Below are 21,280 nucleotides of genomic sequence, written 5' to 3' on the forward strand. Positions count from 1 at the left end.
CTGCTCTGGTCCCGATGCACCCCCAGGAGGAGACCCATGAGCACCGAGCACGACGACGACAACCACGGCCACTCGCCCGCAGCGTGGACGGCCGTCGTCATCATGCTGGTCGGATTCACGATCGGCACGATCGCGTTCTGGTTCGACGTGCCCCTGGTGGTCTGGCTCTCGGCCGGCCTGGTCGTGGTGGGTCTGCTCGTGGGCATGGGCATGGCCAAGGCGGGCTACGGCGTCAACGGCGCGAAGGCGAACCCGAAGGCGCGCGCCTAGGTGCTCGCCGACCTCACCGCCGGCGCCCTGGCCGACGCGGCCCGGCGCCGCGAGAGCGCCCCGCTCGAAGCCGTCGAGCGCCGCGCGCTCGCCCAGGCGCCCGCCCTCGACGCCCTGGCCGCTCTGGCCCCCGCCGAGCGCGTCAGGATCATAGCCGAGGTGAAGCGCGCCAGCCCGTCGCGCGGAGCCCTCGCCGACATCCCCGTCCCCGCCGAGCTGGCCGGGCAGTACGAGCTCGGGGGAGCGAGCGCGATCAGCGTCCTCACCGAGGAGCGCCGCTTCAAGGGGTCCCTCGCGGACCTCGAGGCGGTCCGCGAGCGCGTGTCGATCCCCGTCCTGCGCAAGGACTTCGTCGCCGAGCCGTACCAGGTCCTCGAGGCCCGCGCGGCCGGAGCCGACCTGGTCCTCCTCATCGTCGCCGCGCTCGAGCAGCCCCTGCTCGCCGAGCTGCACGCCCTCGTGCTCGAGCTGGGGATGACCCCGCTCGTCGAGACGCACTCGGCCGACGAGCTCGAGCGGGCCGCCGACCTCGGCGCGCGGCTCATCGGCGTGAACGCCCGCGACCTCTCCACCTTCCAGCTCGACCGCGACCTCTTCGGCCGCCTCTCCGAGCGCTTCCCCGACGATGCGGTGAAGGTGGCCGAATCGGCCGTCCTCACCGCCGACGACGTCGCGCACTACCGCGGCTCCGGAGCCGACGTCGTCCTCGTGGGCGAGGCTCTCGTCACCGGCGGCGACCCCGTCTCCACCCTCGCCGGCTTCCTGGCGCACTGACCACACCGATAGGCGGTACCCCCATGGCACTCCGGGATGAACTCGGCCCCTACTTCGGCGAGTTCGGCGGACGCTACGTCCCCGAGTCCCTCGTCGAGGCCCTCGACGAGCTGAGCGCCGAGTACGAGCGCACGAAGGTCGATCCCGCGTTCGCGGCCGAGCTGATGGAGCTGCACCGCAGCTACACCGGCCGTCCGTCGATCATCACCGAGGTGCCGCGGTTCGCCGAGCACGCCGGCGGAGCACGGATCATCCTCAAGCGCGAGGACCTCAACCACACCGGCTCGCACAAGATCAACAACGTGCTGGGCCAGGCGCTGCTCACCAAGCGGATCGGCAAGACCCGCGTCATCGCCGAGACGGGAGCGGGCCAGCACGGCGTCGCGACCGCCACGGCCGCCGCCCTGTTCGGCCTCGACTGCGTGGTCTACATGGGCGAGGTCGACACCGAGCGCCAGGCCCTCAACGTCGCCCGCATGCGCCTGCTCGGCGCCGAGGTGATCCCCGTGACGACCGGCTCGCGCACCCTCAAGGACGCGATCAACGACGCGATGCGCGACTGGGTGACGAACGTCGGCACCACGAACTACATCTTCGGCACCGTCGCGGGCCCGCATCCGTTCCCGGCCCTCGTCCGCGACTTCCAGAAGATCATCGGCGAGGAGGCGCGCGAGCAGGTCCTCGAGCTGACCGGCTCGCTTCCCACCGCGGTCACCGCCTGCGTCGGCGGCGGCTCCAACGCGATGGGGATCTTCCACGCCTTCCTCGACGACCCCGAGGTCCGCCTCGTCGGCTTCGAGGCCGGCGGCGACGGGATCGAGACCTCCCGCCACGCGGCGACCATCAGCAAGGGCCGCCCTGGAGTCCTGCACGGCGCCCGGAGCTTCCTCCTCCAGGACGAGGACGGCCAGACCGTCGAGTCGCACTCGATCTCGGCCGGCCTCGACTACCCGGGCATCGGCCCGGAGCATGCGTGGCTCTCGAGCATCGGCCGCGCCGACTACCGCGCGGTCACCGACTCGGCCGCGATGGACGCGCTCATGCTGCTCAGCCGCACCGAGGGGATAATCCCGGCGATCGAGTCCGCGCACGCGCTGGCCGGCACGCTGGAGCTCGGGCGCGAGCTCGGCCCCGAGGCCACCATCCTGGTCAACCTCTCGGGCCGCGGCGACAAGGACATGACGACCGCTGCGCACTACTTCGGCCTCATGGACCAGGGCGCGGTGCAGTCGTGAGCGGCCGCGGACCGAGCGTCGCCGAGACCGTCCGGCGCCGGAACGAGGAGGCGGCGGGCGCCCTGATCGGCTACCTCCCCGTCGGCTTCCCCGACCTGCCGACCAGCATCGACGCCGCCGTGGCCATGGCCGAGAACGGCGTCGACGCGATCGAGCTCGGTCTGCCCTACTCCGATCCGGTGATGGACGGACCCGTCATCCAGGAGGCGACCCAGGCCGCCATCGCGGGCGGCTTCCGCCTCCGCCACGGCTTCGAGGCCGTCCGCGAGATCCGGGCGCGCGTCGACGTGCCGGTCCTGGTGATGACCTACTACAACCCCGTCCTGCAGTACGGGGTCGAGCGCTTCGCCACCGATCTGGCCGAGGCCGGCGGGTCCGGCCTCATCACGCCCGACCTGATCCCGGACGAGGGCGCCGAGTGGCTCGCCGTCTCCGAGCGGCTCGGACTCGACCGCGTGTTCCTCGCGGCGCCGTCCTCGACGGACACGCGCCTGCGCCAGGCCGTCGACTCGAGCCGTGGATTCGTCTACGCGGTCTCGACGATGGGCATCACCGGCGCGCGCACCGATGTCGACTCCGCGGCTCGCACCCTGGTCGACCGCCTCCGCGCCGCCGGCTCCGAGAGCGCGTGCGTCGGCCTGGGCATCTCGACCGGCGAGCAGGTCGCCGAGATCCTCGCCTACGCGGACGGCGCCATCGTCGGATCCGCCCTGGTGCGGGCGCTGGCGTCCGGCGGGGTCGACGCGGTCGCCGAGATCTCCCGCGGCCTCGCCGAGGGCACCCGCCTGCGCTCCGCGCGCTGACACCCTCCCGCTACAATCGGGATGCCCACCGGGGCGCGGCCGAGCCGTGCCCGGGGGACCCCCTCCTTCGAAAGGTCGAGTACCGGTGTCCGTACCGCTGAGCATTCCGAGCCCCCCCGACGCGTGGAGTCAGTACGACCTCACGATCGGCACCTTCACGCTCGCGATCCACACCTACGCGCTCTGCATCCTCGCGGGGATCATCGTGGCGACGATCATGACGAACCAGCGCCTCAAGCGCCGCGGCGCGGAGCCGTGGGTCGTGCTCGACATCATCATCTGGGCCGTGCCGCTCGGCATCGTCGGCGCCCGCGCCTACCACGTGCTCACCCACCCCGGCGACTACTTCTACGACGGCGCCGACCCGTGGGAGGTCGTCCGCATCTGGAACGGCGGCAACGCCATCTTCGGCGGGCTCATCGGAGGCGCGGTCGGCGCGTTCATCGGCTGCCGCTGGACAGGAGTGCGCTTCTGGACCTTCGCCGACGCCCTCGCCCCCGGCATGCTCGCCGCTCAGGCGCTCGGGCGCCTGGGCAACTGGTTCAACCACGAGCTCTTCGGCCTGCCCACGACCCTGCCCTGGGGCCTCGAGATCGAGACCACCAACCCGGCCTTCCCCGTCGGCCTCCCGGCGGGCACGCTCTTCCACCCGACCTTCCTCTACGAGATCCTCTGGAACGTCGTCGGCATCGCGGTCATCCTCCTGCTCGAGCGCCGTCTCAAGCTGCAGTGGGGCACCGTCTTCGCCGCCTACCTGATCTGGTACGGGATCGGCCGCGTCTGGTTCGAGTCCATCCGGATCGACCCGAGCGAGTTCTTCTGGGGCATCCGCACCAACGTCTGGGCCGCGCTCATCGCCGTGGTCATCGGCCTGGTCCTCGTGGTGATCCAGAAGCGCGAGCACCCGGGCGCCGAGCCCTCGGCCTACCGGCCGGGTCGCGAGTGGACGCCCGCCCCGGCTGCGGTAGAATTCGAGGACGTCGAGTCCGACTCCGACGACACCACCACCCCTGCTTCCGGCACCGACGCCGAGAAGCCGACGGTCTCCCGCACCTGACGGAGGTCGCGGAGCCTCCGCGACCGCCTCCCGGGTGCCCGACACCTCCACGACCGCCCCATCGCGGCGCAGCCACGAGCGCTGCCGCGGGCGGGTCGTCGTGCAGGCACCGCCGGCGGCGCGCGACGCTCGCGCCACGGCAGAACCCTGCGGCCCTCCCGATCGGGGAGCCGCTCCTCCTCCACCACCGCGGGCCAGCGACGTCCCGATCAGCCATCACCCCCGTGAGGACGGTTCCCATGGCCTCCGCCCAGCCCTCGACCCCGGCCCGCGCCGTGCCCTTCCTGGGCATGCCGCCGGCGCAGGGGATGTACGACCCGGCCGCCGAGAAGGACGCGTGCGGTCTCGCGATGGTCGCCACCATGCGCGGCACCGCCGGCCACGACATCATCGACGCCGCGCTGAACGCGCTGCGCAACCTCGAGCACCGCGGCGCCGTCGGCTCCGACGCGGGAACGGGCGACGGCGCGGGGATCATCACGCAGATCCCGGACGAGTTCCTCCGCGCGGTCGCTCCCTTCGAGCTCCCGCCGCTGGGCCAGTACGCGGTGGGCAACGCCTTCCTCCCGGTGGACGTGTTCGAGCGCGAGCGGGTCAAGTCGACGATCGCCGACATCGCCCGCGAGGAGAACCTCGCCGTGGTCGGCTGGCGGTCCGTGCCCGTGCAGCCCGACGAGATCGGCACGCTCGCCCGGGCCGCCATGCCGGCGATCGAGCAGCTGTTCATCCGGAGCGAGCTGACCGACGAGAGCGGCACGCCCCTCTCCTCCGTGCGCCTCGACCGCCTGACCTTCCGCCTGCGCAAGCGCGTCGAGCGCGAGCTCGAGGTCTACTTCATGTCGCTCTCGAGCCGCACGCTCGTCTACAAGGGCATGGTGACGACGCTCCAGCTGGAGCCGTTCTACCCGGACCTGTCCGACGAGCGCTTCGCGTCGAAGCTCGCGCTGGTGCACTCCCGGTACTCCACCAACACCTTCCCCTCGTGGCCGCTCGCTCAGCCGTTCCGGATGATCGCGCACAACGGCGAGATCAACACGGTGCAGGGCAACCGCAACTGGATGCGCGCGCGCCAGTCGCAGCTGAAGAGCCGCGAGCTGGGCGACCTGGCCCCGCTGTTCCCGATCGTCTCGCCCGGCCGCAGCGACTCCGCCTCGTTCGACGAGACCGTCGAGCTGCTCAATCTGGCCGGCCGGTCGCTCCCGCACGCGATCATGATGATGGTGCCGGAGGCCTGGGAGAACCAGGACGGCGCGCTCGACCCGAAGCGCCGCGCGTTCTACGAGTACCACTCGATGCTCATGGAGCCGTGGGACGGCCCGGCCGCGATCGTCTTCACCGACGGCGAGCTCGTCGGCGCCACCCTCGACCGCAACGGGCTCCGACCCGGCCGCTACGTCGTCACCGACGACGGGCTCGTGGTGCTCGCCAGCGAGATCGGCGTGCTCGACATCGACCCCGCGAAGGTGGTCCGCAAGGGACGCCTGCAGCCCGGCCGCATGTTCCTGGTCGACACCGAGCAGGGCCGCATCGTCGAGGACGAGGAGATCAAGGGGCAGCTCGCCGCCTCCGGTCCGTTCGAGGAGTGGCTCGAGAAGGGCCGCATCAACCTCAAGGACCTCCCCGAGCGCGAGCACATCGTGCACACGCCCGCCTCGGTCAACCGCCGCCAGCGCACCTTCGGCTACACCGAGGAGGAGGTCCGCCTCCTCCTGCTGCCGATGGCGCGCGCCGGTGCGGAGCCGCTCGGAGCGATGGGCTCGGACACCCCCGTGGCCGTCCTGTCCAAGCGCCCCCGCCTGCTCTTCGACTACTTCACGCAGGCCTTCGCGCAGGTGACGAACCCGCCGCTGGACTCGATCCGCGAGGAGGTCGTGACCTCGCTCCGCCTGGGCCTCGGCCCCGAGCGCAACCTGCTGACCGCCGGTGCCGAGCACGCGCGCCAGGTCGTCCTCGACTTCCCGGTCATCGACAACGACGAGCTCGCGAAGATCCAGCACATCGCGCCGCGCCCGCTGAGCCACATCACCACGACGATCCGCGGCCTCTACCGCGTCGACGCGGGACCCCGCGCGATGCAGGACCGCATCGACGAGATGTGCGACGAGGCCGACGAGGCCATCGCCGCGGGAGCGCAGTTCCTGGTGCTCTCGGACCGCGACTCCACCAAGGACCTCGCGCCGATCCCCTCGCTGCTGATGCTCGCCGCCGTGCACCACCACCTCATCCGCACCGAGAACCGGATGCGAGTGGGGCTCGTGGTCGAGGCGGGCGACGTCCGCGAGGTGCACCACGTGGCGACGCTCATCGGCTACGGCGCCTCCGCGGTCAACCCGTACCTGGCGATGGAGACCTGCGAGGACCTCGTCCGCAGCGGCATGCTGTCGGACGTCTCGCCGGAGAAGGCCGTGAAGAACGTGATCAAGGCGCTCGGCAAGGGCGTGCTGAAGATCATGTCCAAGATGGGCATCTCCACCGTGTCGAGCTACGCCGGGGCGCAGACCTTCGAGGCCGTCGGCCTCAGCCAGGCGTTCGTCGACCAGTACTTCACCGGCACCGTCTCGAAGCTCGGCGGCATCGGCATCGACGTCGTCGCCGAGGAGAACGCCGCGCGTCACCGCGCCGCGTACCCCGAGGACGGCGCGATCGTCGCGCATGAGCGCCTGGCGGTCGGCGGCGAGTACCAGTGGCGCCGCGACGGCGCCCCGCACCTGTTCAACCCGGACACGGTGTTCCGCCTGCAGCACTCGACGCGCAACCGCCGCTACGACGTCTTCCGCGAGTACACGAAGATGGTCGACGACCAGGCGAGCTCGCTGATGACCCTCCGCGGCATGTTCAAGCTCGACACCGCGGGGCGCACGCCGATCCCGATCGACGAGGTCGAGCCGGTCGAGGCGATCGTCAAGCGCTTCTCGACGGGCGCGATGAGCTACGGCTCCATCTCGCCGGAGGCGCACGAGACGCTCGCCATCGCGATGAACCGCCTCGGCGCCAAGTCGAACACCGGCGAGGGCGGCGAGGACACCGAGCGGCTGCTCGACCCGGAGCGCCGCTCCGCGATCAAGCAGGTCGCCTCGGGCCGCTTCGGCGTCACGAGCATGTACCTCACCCACGCCGACGACATCCAGATCAAGCTCGCCCAGGGTGCCAAGCCCGGCGAGGGCGGTCAGCTCCCGCCCACGAAGGTGTACCCGTGGATCGCGCGCACCCGGCACGCGACCGCCGGTGTCGGCCTGATCTCGCCGCCGCCGCACCACGACATCTACTCGATCGAGGACCTGAAGCAGCTGATCTTCGACCTCAAGCGGGCGAACCCGTCGGCGCGCATCCACGCGAAGCTGGTCAGCCAGTCGGGCATCGGAGCGGTCGCCGCCGGCACCGCGAAGGCCCTCGCCGACGTGATCCTCGTCTCGGGTCACGACGGCGGCACCGGCGCGAGCCCGGTGAACTCGCTCAAGCACGCGGGCACGCCCTGGGAGCTCGGCCTGGCCGAGACCCAGCAGACGCTGATGCTCAACGGCATGCGCGATCGCGTGGTCGTGCAGGTCGACGGCCAGATGAAGACCGGTCGCGACGTCGTCATCGGCGCGCTGCTCGGGGCCGAGGAGTTCGGCTTCGCGACGGCCCCGCTGATCGTCGAGGGCTGCATCATGATGCGCGTCTGCCACCTCGACACCTGCCCGGTGGGCGTCGCGACGCAGAACCCGGAGCTGCGCCAGCGGTTCTCCGGAAAGCCGGAGTTCGTCGTCAACTTCTTCGAGTTCATCGCCCAGGAGGTGCGCGAGTACCTCGCGCAGCTCGGCTTCCGGAGCGTCGACGAGATCGTCGGCCACCGCGAGCTGCTCGACGTCGACCAGGCGATCGAGCACTGGAAGGCGAGCGGGCTCGACCTGACGCCGATCCTCGTCGGACCGGTCTTCACGGCGGAGGAGCCGCGCCGCCACGGCCGCGCGCAGGAGCACGAGCTCGAGCACCACTTCGACAACGAGCTGATCCGCCTCGCGGCGAACGTGCTCGACCACCGCGGCACCGTGCGGATCGAGCGCGAGATCAAGAACACCGAGCGCGCCGTCGGCACCATGCTGGGCCACGAGGTCACCGTCCGATTCGGCGAGAACGGCCTGCCGGCCGACTCCATCGTCGTGTCGCTCCGCGGCTCGGCCGGGCAGTCGCTCGGAGCGTTCCTCCCCGCCGGCATCACGCTGCGGCTCGAGGGAGACTCCAACGACTACGTCGGCAAGGGCCTCTCGGGCGGCCAGATCGTGGTGCGGCCGGACCGCCGCAGCACCTTCGACGCCTCGACGAACGTGATCGCGGGCAACGTGATCGGCTACGGGGCGACCCAGGGCACGATGTTCATCCGCGGGATGGTCGGCGAGCGCTTCCTGGTCCGCAACTCCGGCGCCACCGCGGTGGTCGAGGGAGTGGGCGACCACGCGCTCGAGTACATGACCGGCGGCCTGGCGGTGATCCTCGGCGAGACCGGGCGGAACCTCGGCGCCGGCATGTCGGGCGGCACGGCCTACATCCACGGCCTGCGCCGCGAGCTCGTGAACCGCGACGCGATCGCCTCCGGCGAGCTGACCCTCTCCGAGCTCGGCAGCGCCGACGTGGAGATCCTGCGCGACCTGCTCGAGCGGCACGTCGCGGAGACCGAGTCGACCCTGGCCCAGGGGATGCTCGACGATTTCGACGGAACGGTCTCGCGTTTCGTCAAGGTACTGCCCCGCGACTTCGCCGCGGTGCTCGCGACGCGCGCATCCGCTGTGGAGGAGGGGCTCGATCCCGACGGCGACGTCGTCTGGGGACGGATTCTGGAGGTGACCGGTGGCTGATCCCAAGGGGTTCCTGAAGGTGCAGGACCGGGAGCTGCCCAAGCGGCGTCCCGTGTCCGTCCGCCTGATGGACTGGAAAGAGGTCTACGAGCAGGGCGACTCCGCCGTGCTGCGCCGGCAGGCGGGCCGCTGCATGGACTGCGGCATCCCGTTCTGCCACAAGGGCTGCCCGCTGGGGAACCTGATCCCCGAGTGGAACGACCTGATGTGGCGCGGCGAGGGCCGCCAGGCGATCGAGCGCCTGCACGCGACGAACAACTTCCCGGAGTTCACGGGCCGGCTCTGCCCGGCGCCGTGCGAGTCGTCCTGCGTGCTCGGCATCAATCAGCCCGCCGTCACGATCAAGCAGATCGAGGTCTCGATCATCGATCAGGCCTTCGGCAACGACTGGGTGCAGCCGCACCCGCCGGAGCGCCTGACCGGCAAGACCGTCGCGGTCGTCGGCTCCGGCCCGGCGGGGCTCGCCGCCGCTCAGCAGCTCACCCGCGCCGGGCACACCGTCGCGGTCTACGAGCGCGACGACCGCATCGGCGGCCTCCTGCGCTACGGGATCCCGGACTTCAAGATGGAGAAGAAGCACCTCGAGCTCCGCCTGAACCAGATGAAGGCCGAGGGCACCCGGTTCCGCGCGGGCGTCGACATCGGCTCCGACATCACCTGGGACGACCTGCGGGCGCGCTACGACGCGGTCGTGGTCGCCACCGGTGCTCTCGTGCCGCGCGACCTGCCGATCCCGGGTCGCGACCTCGACGGCGTGCACTTCGCCATGGAGTACCTCGTGCAGTCGAACCGCGCGATCGCGGGCGACCGCGTCTTCGAGCAGATCTCGGCCGAGGGCAAGCACGTCGTCGTCCTGGGCGGAGGCGACACCGGAGCGGACTGCATCGGCACCGCCCACCGCCAGAAGGCCGCGTCGGTCACGAACCTGGCGATCGGGCAGCAGCCGCCGTCGCAGCGCCCGGACAGCCAGCCCTGGCCGATGGACCCGACCGTGTTCGAGGTCTCGAGCGCCCACGAGGAGGGCGGGGAGCGGATGTTCCTCGCGTCGACCGTGGAGTTCCTCGCGAACGAGGGCGGCGAGGTCCGCGCGGTGCGCGTGGCCGAGACCGAGTACCTCGACGGGCGCCGCGTCCCCAAGGCGGGCACCGAGCGCGAGATCCAGGCCGACCTGGTCCTGCTCGCCCTCGGCTTCACCGGCCCGGAGGCGGACCACCTCGGCCGCCAGCTCGACGTCCCCTTCACCGAGCGCGGCAACGTCGCGCGCGGCGACGCCTTCGAGACCACCGTCCCCGGCGTCTTCGTGGCCGGCGACGCCGGGCGCGGCCAGTCCCTGATCGTCTGGGCGATCGCGGAGGGCCGCTCCGTCGCGGCCGAGGTCGACCGCTACCTCGAGGGCACGACCCAGCTGCCGGCGCCGGTCGGCCCCAACGACCGGGGCTTCACGCTCTAGTCCCCGGGACGCGATAGTCTCGGCCCGCCAGCAATCAGCTCACCCTCCCCGCTAACGACGCGCCTCCGGGCGCAGAACAACGGAGCACCCCCTCAATGAGACGAGCGAAAATCGTCGCCACCCTCGGCCCGGCAACGTCGTCGTACGAGACCATTCGTGCGATCATCGACGCCGGCGTGGACGTGGCCCGCATGAACCTCAGTCACGGAAGCTACGACGTCCACGAAGGCATCTACCGCATCGTGCGGAAGGCCGCGGACGACGCCGGGCGCGCGGTCGCGATCCTCGTCGACCTGCAGGGTCCGAAGATCCGCCTCGGCAAGTTCGAGGGCGGCCCGTACGCCCTCGCCGAGGGCGACGTCTTCACCATCACCACCGAGGACGTCCTCGGCACGCGCGAGCTCTCGGGCACCACGTTCAAGGGCCTCCCGGACGACGTGAACCCGGGCGACATGCTCCTCATCGACGACGGCAAGGTCGCTGTCCGCGTCACCGCCGTCGAGGGCCCCCGGGTCGTCACCGAGGTCGTCGTCCCCGGCAACGTCTCGAACAACAAGGGCATCAACCTGCCCGGTGTCGCGGTCAACGTCCCCGCCCTCTCCCAGAAGGACGAGGACGACCTCCGCTGGGCGATCCGCCTCGGCGCCGACATCATCGCCCTCTCCTTCGTGCGCAACGCCAGCGACATCGAGCGCGTGCACGAGATCATGGCGGAGGAGGGCCGCAAGGCTCCCGTCATCGCCAAGATCGAGAAGCCTCAGGCGGTCGACAACCTGCAGGAGATCATCGACGTCTTCGACGGCATCATGGTCGCCCGCGGCGACCTAGGCGTCGAGCTGCCCCTCGAGGCGGTGCCGATCGTGCAGAAGCACGCCGTCGAGCTCGCCCGCCGCTGGGCGAAGCCGGTCATCGTCGCGACCCAGATGCTCGAGTCGATGATCGAGAGCCCCCGCCCCACGCGGGCCGAGGCCTCGGACGTCGCGAACGCCATCCTCGACGGCGCGGACGCGGTCATGCTCTCGGGCGAGACCAGCGTCGGAGCCTGGCCCGTCGTCACCGTGCAGACCATGGCCCGCATCGTCGAGTCCACCGAGGAGCACGGCCTGGAGCGCATCCCCCCGCTGGGGAGCAAGCCCCGCACCCAGGGCGGATCCGTCACGCTGGCCGCCGCCGAGGTCGCCGAGTTCGTCGAGGCGAAGTTCCTCTGCGTGTTCACCGAGTCGGGCGACTCGGTCCGCCGCATGACGCGCCTGCGCCACGGCATCCCGATCATCGGCTTCACCCCCGAGCCCGCCGTCCGGCGCCGCATGGCGCTGAACTGGGGCGTCCAGTCCTTCGTCACGCCGCGCGTCAACCACACCGACGCGATGTTCGCGCAGGTGGACGCGGTGCTGCTCCGCGAGGGCCTCGCCCAGGCGGGCGAGACCGTGGTCGTCGTCTCCGGATCGCCCCCCGGGCGCGCCGGCACGACGAACGACATGCGGGTGCACATCGTCGGCTCGTCCAGCTCGGCCGACAGGGCCGAGAACTGGGACCACTGAGTCCAGCACCCCCGGAGGGCCCGGTCGCGCGAGCGGCCGGGCCCTCCGGCGTTCCCCGGCGGTCCGCGTGGCGGGACGCGCCTCCGCGGGCGGATACCGTGGACCCATGCGACTCGGCGTGCTCGACATCGGCTCCAACACGGTCCACCTGCTCCTCGTCGACGCGCACCCCGGCGCCCGCCCGGTGCCCTACCGCTCGCACAAGCGGAGCCTCGCTCTCGTGGCGCACCTCGACGAGGCGGGGGAGATCACCGAGCGTGGCCAGCGCGAGCTGATCGCGTTCGTGACCGAGGCCGCCGAGGTCGCCCGCGAGCACCGCGCGGAGGACCTGCTGGCGTTCGCGACCTCGGCGATCCGCGAGGCCGGCAACGGCGCGGCGGTCCTCGACCGGGTCCGCGCCGAGACGGGCGTGCACCTCCAGGAGCTCGGCGGCGAGGCGGAGGCGTCGGCCACCTTCCTCGCCGTGCGCCGCTGGTTCGGCTGGGGCGCGGGCTCGATCCTGGACCTCGACATCGGCGGCGGCTCGTTCGAGCTCTCGATGGGCGTGGACGAGGTGCCCGAGCTCGCCGTGTCGGTCCCGCTCGGAGCGGGGCGGGTGACGCGGGACCTGCTGGTCGGCGATCCCGCCTCGGCCACGAGCGTGAAGGCTGCCCGGCGTCACGCCCGCGAGGTGCTCGCGGAGCCCGTCCGCGGCTTCCTCGCCCTGGGGCGCCCCGACCTGGTCGCAGGCACGTCGAAGACCTTCCGGTCTCTGGCGCGGATCACCGGCGCCGCTCCGAGCGCCGCCGGTCCGCTGGTGCGCCGGGAGCTGCACCTGGTCGACCTCCGGCTGTGGTCCGCTCGCCTCGCCGCGATCAGCGCGGCCGACCGCTCAGCGCTGCCCGGCGTCTCCGCTCTGCGGGCTCCGCAGCTGCTCGCGGGCGCTCTCGTCGCGGAGGCGGCCATGGACGCCCTCGGCATCGAGACGCTGGTGATCTGCCCCTGGGCCACCCGCGAGGGGCTGATCATCCGCCGCTTCGAGCTGCTCGACGCGCAGATCCAGCGCGAGGACGTTCAGCTCAGCGCGATGCTGTAGGACAGCGACCGCCGGCCGCCCGGCTCGAGGACGATCTGGCGCGGCTTGTCGACGATGTCGCCGTCCCAGCCCTCGGGGGTCGGGACGCTCCGCCAGGGCTCGAGGCAGACGAACGGGGCCCCGACGGGCTTCCACACGCCGACCACGTCGAAGTCCCCGGTGTCGACGACGATCGCGCGGGCGGCGCCGTCGGCCTCGAGCCGGAGGGTCCGCCGGCGCGGCTCGTCGAAGATCATCACGCCCTCCTCGAAGTGCGCGTCGTCCACTGTCAGGACCCCGTCCTCGAGCGGCGCCGGGTGGCGCGCCTCGAGCAGCAGGTTCTCCGGAGCGCGGCGGTACCCCTCCGGCTCGGGCTGCGCGAAGCGGATGCGGTGCTCGCCGCGGCCCTCGGGCAGCGGCAGCGCGAAGGCCGGGTGGTTGCCGAGCGAGAAGCCCAGCGGAGAGGGACCCCTGTTCTCGACGGTCTGGGTGATCCGGAGCGAGGCGCCGGTCACGGCGTAGGCGATGAGGAGCGTCCAGTCGAAGGGGAACACCGCGCGCGTGGCGTCGTCGCTCCGGAGCCGGAACACCGCCTCGTCCGCCGAGACGCCCGCGAGCTCGAAGACCCGGTCCCGCGCGAAGCCGTGCTGCCCCATCCGGTGGTCCGCGCCGTCGTGGTGCAGCGTGTCGCCGGGGAGGCGCCCGATGATCGGGAACAGGACGGGAGCGTGCCGGCGCCACTCCGGGCCGGCCTGCCACAGGTACTCGCGGCCCTTGTCGTCGCGGAGGGACGTCATCTCGGCCCCGGCGGTCGTCAGGGCGAGGCGCAGGCTCTCGCTGCCGAGGGTGAGGACGGTGGGCGCGGGGGAGTCGCTGCTGGTCATCCTCCGATTCTGCCCGTCACGCGGTGCGGGCGGGGGTGTCGGCGGCGCGTGGCAGCATGGGGCGGTGCCTCCCGAGTCGACCCCCTCCTCCTGGCGCGCCCGCGTCGGCGAGCTCAGCGGATCCGCCGAGGCCGAGTCGCCGACCGTCCTCACTCCGATCGGGCTGCAGTTCGAGCTGCGCCGGCTGGTGCGCCGGGCCGACGATCCGTGGCGGGCGCCGGCGAGCGAGCGCGTCACGGCGAAGACCTACGACCCCGACGAGCGCCGCGACCACCGTCTGGCCACCCGCCCCGCCGTCCGTGGGCGCGGGGGCGCCTGGAACCGCACCACCCTCACCTGGAAGTCGCTGAACTTCCAGACCCACCGGCTCTCGCTCGACCCCGCTCACCAGCGCTGGTTCGCCGAGTTCGCGGCTCTGCACCGCGCCACGCGTACCGTCCACCTGGGGCAGGACCCCGACTGGATCCACCTCGACGACTACGAGAGCCCGCTGCTCTGGCGGCTGCTCGAGCAGGCGCAGGCCGTCGGGATCCCGCTGCTCGCCCCGGAGAAGGGCGCGGTCCGCCTCGCCGGTCCCGCCCATGTGGCGGTGACGGTCTCGGCGGAGGCGGGAGGCCTGCGGCTGCGGCCCGTCCTGCGGATCGACGGCGCGGAGCACGCACCCGAGTCGGCGCGTCCGGTCGCCCGGCACGGCGTCTACGCGGTCGAGGGCGGCGATCCGTCCTCGCTCCTGCTCGCGCCCGCGTCCCTGCCCTTCGACGACGAGGAGCTGCGGCTCCTCGACCACCCCGAGGAGACGGAGGTCCCGGCGGAGGACGTGCCCGAGTTCGTCGGCGAGCACCTCCCCGCCCTCCGCGGCCGCGTCGCGGTGCGCGAGGAGGGCGTCGACCTCGTCCTGGACGATCCGGAGCCCCCGCGCCTGGTCTGCACGGTCTCGTTCGAGCCGCGGCGCGCCGTCAGCGTGGGCTGGCACTGGCGCCGCTCGGCCGATCGCGCGGGCGAGCTCGACGGCACGGCCGACGCCGCTCTCGAGCGCGCGGTGCTCCGCCGGGTGCGCTCGGTGCTCGGCGAGGCCGGGTCCGCTCTCGTGCCGGAGCCGGGGACGAGTGCGGTCCTGCGCGGGGCCGAGGCGGCGGTGTTCGTGGTGGAGCAGCTCCCGCAGCTGGAGGGGATCGGCGGGGTCCGGATCGAGCGCGAGGGCGCGGCCCCGGACTACCGCCTGCTGACCGGACCGCTCACGCTCACCATCACCGCGGTCGACACCGAGAGCGCCGACTGGTTCGACCTCGGCGTCGTCGTGACCATCGGCGACGCGACCGTGCCGTTCCTGCCCCTCTTCCGCGCTCTGGCCGCGGGCGGCGACCGCATCCGCCTGGTCGACCACTCCTACCTCTCGCTCGCGCACCCCGGCCTCGACCGGCTCCGGGAGCTGCTGACCCGGGCGGACGAGCTCGTGGAGTGGGAGACGGGACCGCGGCTCGGCCGGCACCAGACCGGGCTGTGGAACGAGCTGGAGGAGCTCGCCGACGAGAGCGTCCCCTCCGACGCGTGGCGCGCCGTGCTCGACTCCGCGCTGGCCGCCGGGTCGCCGGAGGACGTGGAGCCGCCGGAGGGACTGACCGCCCGGCTGCGCCCGTACCAGCGGGCGGGCTACGCCTGGCTCGTCCACCGCCTCCGTCACGGGCTCGGCGGGATCCTGGCCGACGACATGGGCCTCGGCAAGACCCTGCAGGCGCTGGCCATGATGCTCGACGCGGTCGAGGAGGCGGGCCGCGCCGGGATCCGCCGCGCGCCGTTCCTCGTGGTCGCCCCCACCTCGGTCGTGCCGGGCTGGCGCTCGGAGGCCGAGCGCTTCGCGCCCGCCCTGCGCGTCCACGTCGTCGCGAGCTCGCGGGAGGGCGCGCTCGACGCGATCCCGGGCGACGCGGACGTGGTCCTCACCAGCTACGCGGTCCTGCGCCTCGGCGGCGAGCGCTGGGCGTCGAGGACGTGGTCGGCGCTGATCCTCGACGAGGCCCAGTTCGTCAAGAACCCCGCCTCGCAGACGCACCGGGCCGCCCGCGGGGTCGGCGCGCCCGTCACGCTCGCGCTCACCGGCACACCGCTGGAGAACTCGCTCGACGAGCTCTGGGCGGTCCTCGCCCTGGTGGCGCCCGGGCTCCTGCCGCCGCTGCGCCGCTTCCGCGAGGAGTACACCCGGCCGATCCTGCACGCGGAGGCGCCCGTCGGCATCGGTTCGCCCGATCTGTCCGAGGGACGGACCGTCAGCCACACCGAGGGCGCGCGCCGCCGCCTCGAGAGACTGCGCCGGCGACTGCGTCCGTTCCTGCTCCGCCGCACCAAGGAGGCGGTGGCGCCGGAGCTCCCCGAGAAGCAGGAGCAGACGATCGAGGTCGCGCTGACGCCCGCCCACAGGGTGCTCTACGACGGCTACCTCCAGCGCGAGCGGCGGAAGCTCCTGGGCCTGGTCGACGACCTCGACCGGCAGCGCTTCACGGTGTTCCGATCGCTCACCCTCCTGCGCCTGCTCGCGCTCGACGCGTCCCTGGTCGACCCGGCCTACCGGCACGTCCCGTCCGCGAAGCTCGACGTGCTCGTCGAGCAGCTCGACGACGTGATCGCGGAAGGCCGTCGGGCCCTCGTCTTCAGCACCTTCACCTCGTACCTGGAGCGGGCGGGGGAGCGGCTGCGTCGGCGCGGCATCCCGTTCGTGCAGCTCGACGGCTCCACGCGGGACCGCGCGGGAGTGATCGAGGAGTTCCGCTCGGGAGCCGCGCCCGTCTTCCTGATCAGCCTGAAGGCGGGCGGCACCGGGCTCACCCTCACCGAGGCCGACCACGTCTTCATCCTCGACCCGTGGTGGAACCCGGCGGCCGAGGCGCAGGCCGTCGACCGCGCGCACCGCATCGGCCAGGAGCGGCGGGTGAACGTGTACCGGCTGGTGGCGACGGACACGATCGAGGAGAAGATCGTGCGCCTCCAGGAGCGCAAGGGCCGCCTCAGCACGGCGGTGCTCGACGAGGGCGAGCTCTTCGCCCGGGCGCTGTCGGCCGACGACGTCCGCGAACTGCTGGCCGAGTGACCACGGCCCCACGAAGGGTGACAGAACGGCCAGCCGCGGCCCAGGATCCGAGCGCACACTGAGCGGATGAGACGCCGCCGCCCCCGCCCCCGCGCCGACTGGATCGTCGCCCTCGAGAAGGGCGACGACGCCGGGCTCTTCGGACCGGGCAGCGCGGTCTGGGCGGTCAACGGCGGCCTGCCCACGATGATCGCCGGAGTGCGGGCTCTGCTCATGCAGACCCTCCATGCCGGAGCGATGGCCGGTGTGCACGACCACTCCCGCTACCGCGAGGACCCGATGGGCCGCCTCGACAACACGGTCCGCTGGGTCCTGACCACCAGCTTCGGCGACACCGCCGCGGCGAGCGGAGCGGCGCGCTGGGTGACCGGCGTGCACGAGCGGATCGTCGGCTCCTACGAGGACGCCGGCGGGCGTGAGCGCTCCTACTCGGCGCAGGACCCCCGCCTGCTGCTCTGGGTGCACGACGCCTTCACCGACGCGTTCCTCGGCGCCCACGAGATCTGGGGCGGACGGATCCCCGGCGGCCCCGACGCCTACGTGCGCGAGTGGGCCGCCTCCGGCCGGCTGCTCGGAGTGCAGGATCCGCCCGAGAGCGTCGCGGAGCTCCGCGCGCAGCTCGCCGGATTCGCGGGCGAGCTCAAGCCCGACGCACGCGTGCACGAGGCGGTCGGGTTCCTCCGCGACATCCGGCTGCCGGGCGAGGCGGGCGTGGTCTACCCGCTGCTGTTCGCCGGCGCGGTCGCCTCGCTCAGCCCCGAGGTGCGGAGGCTCCTAGGCCTCCGGCGCCCGTGGTGGCCCGCGATCACGGCGAACCGCCTGCTGTTCGTGTTCCTGGGCCGGTATCTCGGCCGGGTCTCGCCGAGCGAGCAGGCCGCGATCGACCGCATCGCCGGCCTCGACCAGGTTCGCACCGGCGCCTGACGCTCTTCCCGTACACCTGTCCGGGAAGTGGTAGACTGACACCGATGATTCCCGCCCGCCTCGCCTCCGTGCCCGCGGCGGAGTCCCCCTCGGCGCTCGGCTCCGCCGATCCGCGAGCCCGGCGCACCCGCCGCCGCGTGTTCGACGCGGTCGAGCGGCTCGTCATGCAGAGCGACGGCGAGAGGGCCGAGGGCATCGCGGTGAGCGACATCGTGCGCGAGGCCGGGATCAGCCGCAGCTCGTTCTACGCCCACTTCGACGACGCGGCGGGAGTCGCCTCCGCGCTGCTCCGCCAGGACCTCGTGGTCGCCGACGTCGCCGAGGGCGATCCCGCCGACCGCTCCGGAGCCGACGCCCTGCAGCGCGGCTACTCGCGGCTCGTCGAGCGGCTGGTCGACCGCCACGCCTTCCATGCCCGGCTCCGCGCGCGGGCCTCCGCCCGGGTCGCCTCCGACGACGCCGTGCTCGACACGGCGCTCGCCCTGCACCGCGAGGTGCTCGCCCGGGTCGACGTCCCCGCAGCGGTCGACCCCGAGCTCACCGCGGTCTTCGCGGCCGGCGGCGTCCTCTCCGTGGTCGGCGCCTGGCTCGCCGGCTCCCTCGACGGCACCGACGAGGAGCTGGTCGAGCACCTCGTCGCGCTGCTCCCGGCCTGGCTCGCCGCGGCGCCGCTGCGCCCCCTGGACTCCTCACTCCCACCACGCCCCACGACGAAAGGCACGACATGATGACATTCGAGGTCGGCGAGACCCTGGTCTACCCGCACCACGGAGCGGTGACGATCACCGGGCTCGAGAAGCGCTCGGTCAAGGGCGTCGAGAAGACGTTCATGACGATGAACGTGCACACCAGCGAGCTCACCATCACCCTCCCCGTCGAGAACGCCGAGCTCGTCGGCGTCCGCGAGATCATCGACGACGCCGGAGTCCAGGCGGTCTACGACGTCCTGCGCAGCGACGTCGCGGAGGAGGCCAGCAACTGGTCCCGCCGCTTCAAGGCCAACCAGGAGAAGATGGCCAGCGGCAGCGTGTACCGCGTCAGCGAGGTCGTCCGCGACCTGTGGCGCCGCGAGCAGGCGGGCGGCGTCTCGGCCGGCGAGAAGCGGATGCTCCTCAAGGCGCGTCAGATCCTCGTGTCGGAGCTCTCGCTCGCCCTGAAGGGCACCGACGAGGAGGCCTCGGCCAAGCTCGACGAGGTCCTCGCCTCGGCGATCTGACCCCGCGTCGCGGCGGGTCGGCTCACCCGGGCCGGCACGCCGCGATGATCCTCGCGGCGACCTCGTCCTGCGAGGCGGAGCCGTCGATCCGCACCAGGAGCTCGCGCTCGTCGTAGACCTCCGCCAGAGGAGCCGTCTCGCGCTCGTAGACCTCGATCCGGTTCCGCACCACCTCGGGGTCGTCGTCGGCGCGGTCCTGCTCCTGCGCCCGCACGTGCAGCCGCTCGAGGACCACGTCCGCGTCGGCCGTCAGCAGCACGACGCACGAGAGCGGCGTGCCCCGCTCCTCGAGGAGCTCCGCCAGCGCGTCCACCTGGGCGAGCGTGCGCGGGTAGCCGTCGAGGATGAACCCGTCCCGGGCGTCCTCCTCGGCGATGCGCTCGGCGACCAGGGCGTTCGTCAGCTCGTCCGGCACGTACTCGCCGGCCTCCACGAGCGCCCGCAGACGCCGTCCGAGGTCGGTGCCGTCGGCGACGTGTGCGCGGAACAGATCGCCGGTGGAGATCGCCGGCACCCCCAGCTCGCGCGACAGCACGGCCGCCTGGGTGCCCTTGCCCACGCCGGGCGGGCCCATCATGATGACGCGCATCGCTCGTCCTCCTCGGTGTCGTCAGGCGATGCTAGCGGTGCGGAGCGGGGTGGCCGGTGCACACCGCGCCCGTAGGCTGGCGGGACGAGCCGAGGAGGAGCGATGCCCGCAGCACCCGGGGCCGAGCAGGCCGCCGCCGATCTGGCCGCGCTCCTGCGCGAGGTCTCCGCCGAGCTCGACGCCCGCGGCATCGCCGACCAGGCCGTCGCCGAGCTGCGGACGCCGCGCGCGATCCTCGGCTTCCGCCGCAAGCCGGTGATGGCGCCGGTGACCCGCGCGTGGCGCCTCGGCGTGGTGCTCCTCGGACGCGAGGGCGAGCTCCTCGCGACGGGATCGGTCACTCGTGCCGTCGCTCCGCTGCACGCCAACAACCAGTCCGAGTCGCAGGAGGCGCGCCGCGAGATCCGGCGCGCCGCCTTCGACGGTCCGTTCCAGGAGGGCGAGATCGTCAACTACGGCTGGCGGCGCCTCGCACTGGACGCCGCAGCGCTCGAGTCGGGCCAGGAGCCGCTGGCCCTGCGCGGCTCCGAGGTGCTCGTGCGCTGGGCGCCCGGTCTGGGCGAGCAGGGACTGATGCCGCTGCGCCGGTACCTGGCCGACCGCCTCGACCTCCTCGAGGCCGACTAGCGCCGGGTCACTCCTCCTCGGCCACCGGGTGGAACCACGGCGGATAGACGGCGACGCGGGGAGAGGCGTCGATGCCCTCGAAGAGAGCCTTGACGCGGTTGCGGGCGGCGACCGACGCCACGCCGACCGTCGCGACGTCCTCGAGCGGGAAGCGCTCGGGCACGAGCGCCTCCGCGCTGCGCAGGGCCGGCTCGTCGACCAGGAGGCGCGCGAAGGTGCGCACGAGCGCGTCGCCCTCGGTGAAGCGCGTGAGGACGTGGGAGGCGTCGCCGTCGCTCAGCACCGGGGCGGAGGCGAGCGAGCCCACCAGGACGACGTACTGCGAGGCGGTGGTCTCGTGGGCGCTCGGCGACCAGTGCGGAGCGACCCGCTCGCCGCGCAGGTCGGCCCAGAGGGCGGCGTCGGGGGAGAGGAAGAAGGGCACGAAGCCGGCGACGCTGACGCCGTCCTTCACCTGCACGGCACGGCGGTGCTCGCGGGTGGTCTCGGCGCTGACGTCGATCGCGGGGCGCTCCTGGAGCTGCTGGTCCGCCAGGATCGCGCCGGCGGCGACGATCGCCTCGAGGTTGTCGAGGTGGGTGACGTGGTAGATCCGCTGCGCGGCGATGTCGACCTTCGGCAGGGGCTTCTCGCGCGCCGTGCCGCGGGCGGCGGCGCGGGCGGTGGCCGCACGGGAGGTCCCGGGCACGCGCGCGGGGGCGCGGGTGGCACGGCCGACCTGCTCGGGGAGCTTCTTCGGGGTGCAGACGTCGCAGAGCGCGATGTCGAGGCCGTGGATGCATTCGGTGGGCACTCTGGATTCCTTCTGCGCGCGGGCTCGGGGTTCCGCCGCAGGGACGACGTTACGCGACCGGGGCCCCCGCGCGTCCCGGCGGCGGGGATCTGCGGAGCCGCGGCGTCCGCCCGGGCATCCTCTGGGAGGCGCCGGAGCACCGCTCC

16 protein-coding genes and 1 pseudogene are annotated in these 21,280 nt (G+C 72.7%); 14 read left to right on the plus strand and 3 right to left on the minus strand.

Translation table 11 applies throughout. The annotated features are described in order from the left end of the window. The first annotated feature begins 36 nt into the window (after positions 1-36). The 9 genes from C5C30_RS07550 to C5C30_RS07590 all read left to right on the plus strand — a co-directional run bounded on the left by C5C30_RS07550 (position 37) and on the right by C5C30_RS07590 (position 13,040). A complete protein-coding gene (locus C5C30_RS07550; RefSeq protein WP_104221860.1) occupies positions 37-270 on the plus strand; it encodes a DUF6704 family protein in 234 nt (77 codons plus the stop codon). Further along, positions 271-1,044, plus strand: coding sequence for an indole-3-glycerol phosphate synthase TrpC (gene trpC / locus C5C30_RS07555; RefSeq protein ID WP_104221862.1), 774 nt, complete (start codon positions 271-273; stop codon positions 1,042-1,044). 23 nt (positions 1,045-1,067) lie between these two features. Next, positions 1,068-2,279, plus strand: coding sequence for a tryptophan synthase subunit beta (trpB, locus tag C5C30_RS07560; RefSeq protein WP_104333463.1), 1,212 nt, complete (start codon positions 1,068-1,070; stop codon positions 2,277-2,279). Then, positions 2,276-3,082, plus strand: coding sequence for a tryptophan synthase subunit alpha (trpA, locus tag C5C30_RS07565; protein ID WP_104246788.1), 807 nt, complete (start codon positions 2,276-2,278; stop codon positions 3,080-3,082). The genes trpB and trpA overlap by 4 nt, the downstream gene beginning before the upstream one ends. An 85-nt stretch (positions 3,083-3,167) precedes the next feature. Continuing rightward, positions 3,168-4,139 carry a prolipoprotein diacylglyceryl transferase gene (lgt, locus tag C5C30_RS07570; RefSeq protein WP_258059820.1) on the plus strand — a complete coding sequence of 324 codons (972 nt, stop codon included), beginning with the start codon at positions 3,168-3,170 and terminating at the stop codon, positions 4,137-4,139. A gap of 239 nt (positions 4,140-4,378) precedes the next feature. Beyond that, positions 4,379-8,974 (plus strand): glutamate synthase large subunit, encoded by a 4,596-nt coding sequence (gene gltB, locus C5C30_RS07575; protein ID WP_104221865.1) that lies wholly within the window; start codon positions 4,379-4,381, stop codon positions 8,972-8,974. After that, the gene (locus C5C30_RS07580) at positions 8,967-10,424 is read left to right on the plus strand and encodes a glutamate synthase subunit beta (RefSeq protein WP_104267306.1); all 1,458 of its coding nucleotides are present in this window, start codon (positions 8,967-8,969) and stop codon (positions 10,422-10,424) included. The genes gltB and C5C30_RS07580 overlap by 8 nt, the downstream gene beginning before the upstream one ends. A gap of 95 nt (positions 10,425-10,519) precedes the next feature. Beyond that, positions 10,520-11,965: a pyruvate kinase gene (gene pyk / locus C5C30_RS07585; RefSeq protein WP_104221869.1), complete on the plus strand. Its 1,446-nt coding sequence runs from the start codon at positions 10,520-10,522 to the stop codon at positions 11,963-11,965. A gap of 106 nt (positions 11,966-12,071) precedes the next feature. Next, positions 12,072-13,040: an exopolyphosphatase gene (locus C5C30_RS07590; RefSeq protein WP_104232654.1), complete on the plus strand. Its 969-nt coding sequence runs from the start codon at positions 12,072-12,074 to the stop codon at positions 13,038-13,040. Here the strand turns inward: C5C30_RS07590 and C5C30_RS07595 are convergent. After that, the gene (locus C5C30_RS07595) at positions 13,019-13,903 is read right to left on the minus strand and encodes an aldose 1-epimerase family protein (RefSeq protein WP_104333464.1); all 885 of its coding nucleotides are present in this window, start codon (positions 13,901-13,903) and stop codon (positions 13,019-13,021) included. The two genes, C5C30_RS07590 and C5C30_RS07595, sit on opposite strands and share 22 nt — an antisense overlap. 64 nt (positions 13,904-13,967) lie before the next feature. Here C5C30_RS07595 and C5C30_RS07600 point away from each other — a divergent pair, with 64 nt between their 5' ends. From C5C30_RS07600 to C5C30_RS07615, 4 genes are all read left to right on the plus strand, one after another. After that, positions 13,968-16,985, plus strand: a complete 3,018-nt coding sequence (locus tag C5C30_RS07600) for a DEAD/DEAH box helicase (RefSeq protein ID WP_104333474.1) — start codon at positions 13,968-13,970, stop codon at positions 16,983-16,985. Positions 16,986-17,051: 66 nt separating this feature from the next. Beyond that, on the plus strand, positions 17,052-17,909 hold the full coding sequence (locus C5C30_RS07605) for an oxygenase MpaB family protein (RefSeq protein ID WP_104221875.1): 858 nt from the start codon (positions 17,052-17,054) through the stop codon (positions 17,907-17,909). Between the two features lie 44 nt (positions 17,910-17,953). Continuing rightward, positions 17,954-18,637: a TetR/AcrR family transcriptional regulator gene (locus C5C30_RS07610; protein ID WP_104333465.1), complete on the plus strand. Its 684-nt coding sequence runs from the start codon at positions 17,954-17,956 to the stop codon at positions 18,635-18,637. Next, entirely contained in the window at positions 18,637-19,125 is a 489-nt protein-coding gene (locus C5C30_RS07615; RefSeq protein WP_068257183.1) for a CarD family transcriptional regulator, read from the plus strand. Before C5C30_RS07610 ends, C5C30_RS07615 begins: the two co-directional genes overlap by 1 nt. Here the strand turns inward: C5C30_RS07615 and C5C30_RS07620 are convergent. After that, positions 19,120-19,714: pseudogene (locus C5C30_RS07620) on the minus strand (adenylate kinase); the annotation flags it as partial. The gene C5C30_RS07615 and the pseudogene C5C30_RS07620 sit on opposite strands and share 6 nt — an antisense overlap. 102 nt (positions 19,715-19,816) lie before the next feature. On the opposite strand from C5C30_RS07620, the gene C5C30_RS07625 reads away from it, so the two are divergent. Then, positions 19,817-20,341 carry a hypothetical protein gene (locus C5C30_RS07625; protein WP_104232649.1) on the plus strand — a complete coding sequence of 175 codons (525 nt, stop codon included), beginning with the start codon at positions 19,817-19,819 and terminating at the stop codon, positions 20,339-20,341. Positions 20,342-20,348: 7 nt separating this feature from the next. Here C5C30_RS07625 and C5C30_RS07630 read toward each other — a convergent pair whose 3' ends face one another. Then, the gene (locus C5C30_RS07630) at positions 20,349-21,134 is read right to left on the minus strand and encodes a DarT ssDNA thymidine ADP-ribosyltransferase family protein (protein ID WP_104333467.1); all 786 of its coding nucleotides are present in this window, start codon (positions 21,132-21,134) and stop codon (positions 20,349-20,351) included. Positions 21,135-21,280: the final 146 nt, after the last annotated feature.

The organism is Rathayibacter sp. AY2B5 (assembly GCF_002931645.1).
In the GTDB taxonomy this organism is placed as follows: Bacteria; Actinomycetota; Actinomycetes; order Actinomycetales; family Microbacteriaceae; genus Rathayibacter.

Excerpts from the sequence above, each read along its gene's own strand:
- C5C30_RS07550 (WP_104221860.1), top strand. The coding sequence starts at position 37 with ATGAGCACCGAGCACGACGACGACAACCACGGCCACTCGCCCGCAGCG.
- trpB (WP_104333463.1), top strand. The coding sequence starts at position 1,068 with ATGGCACTCCGGGATGAACTCGGCCCCTACTTCGGCGAGTTCGGCGGA.
- gltB (WP_104221865.1), top strand. The coding sequence starts at position 4,379 with ATGGCCTCCGCCCAGCCCTCGACCCCGGCCCGCGCCGTGCCCTTCCTG.
- pyk (WP_104221869.1), top strand. The coding sequence starts at position 10,520 with ATGAGACGAGCGAAAATCGTCGCCACCCTCGGCCCGGCAACGTCGTCG.
- C5C30_RS07590 (WP_104232654.1), top strand. The coding sequence starts at position 12,072 with ATGCGACTCGGCGTGCTCGACATCGGCTCCAACACGGTCCACCTGCTC.
- C5C30_RS07595 (WP_104333464.1), bottom strand. The coding sequence starts at position 13,903 with ATGACCAGCAGCGACTCCCCCGCGCCCACCGTCCTCACCCTCGGCAGC.
- C5C30_RS07605 (WP_104221875.1), top strand. The coding sequence starts at position 17,052 with ATGAGACGCCGCCGCCCCCGCCCCCGCGCCGACTGGATCGTCGCCCTC.
- C5C30_RS07610 (WP_104333465.1), top strand. The coding sequence starts at position 17,954 with ATGATTCCCGCCCGCCTCGCCTCCGTGCCCGCGGCGGAGTCCCCCTCG.
- C5C30_RS07615 (WP_068257183.1), top strand. The coding sequence starts at position 18,637 with ATGACATTCGAGGTCGGCGAGACCCTGGTCTACCCGCACCACGGAGCG.
- C5C30_RS07625 (WP_104232649.1), top strand. The coding sequence starts at position 19,817 with ATGCCCGCAGCACCCGGGGCCGAGCAGGCCGCCGCCGATCTGGCCGCG.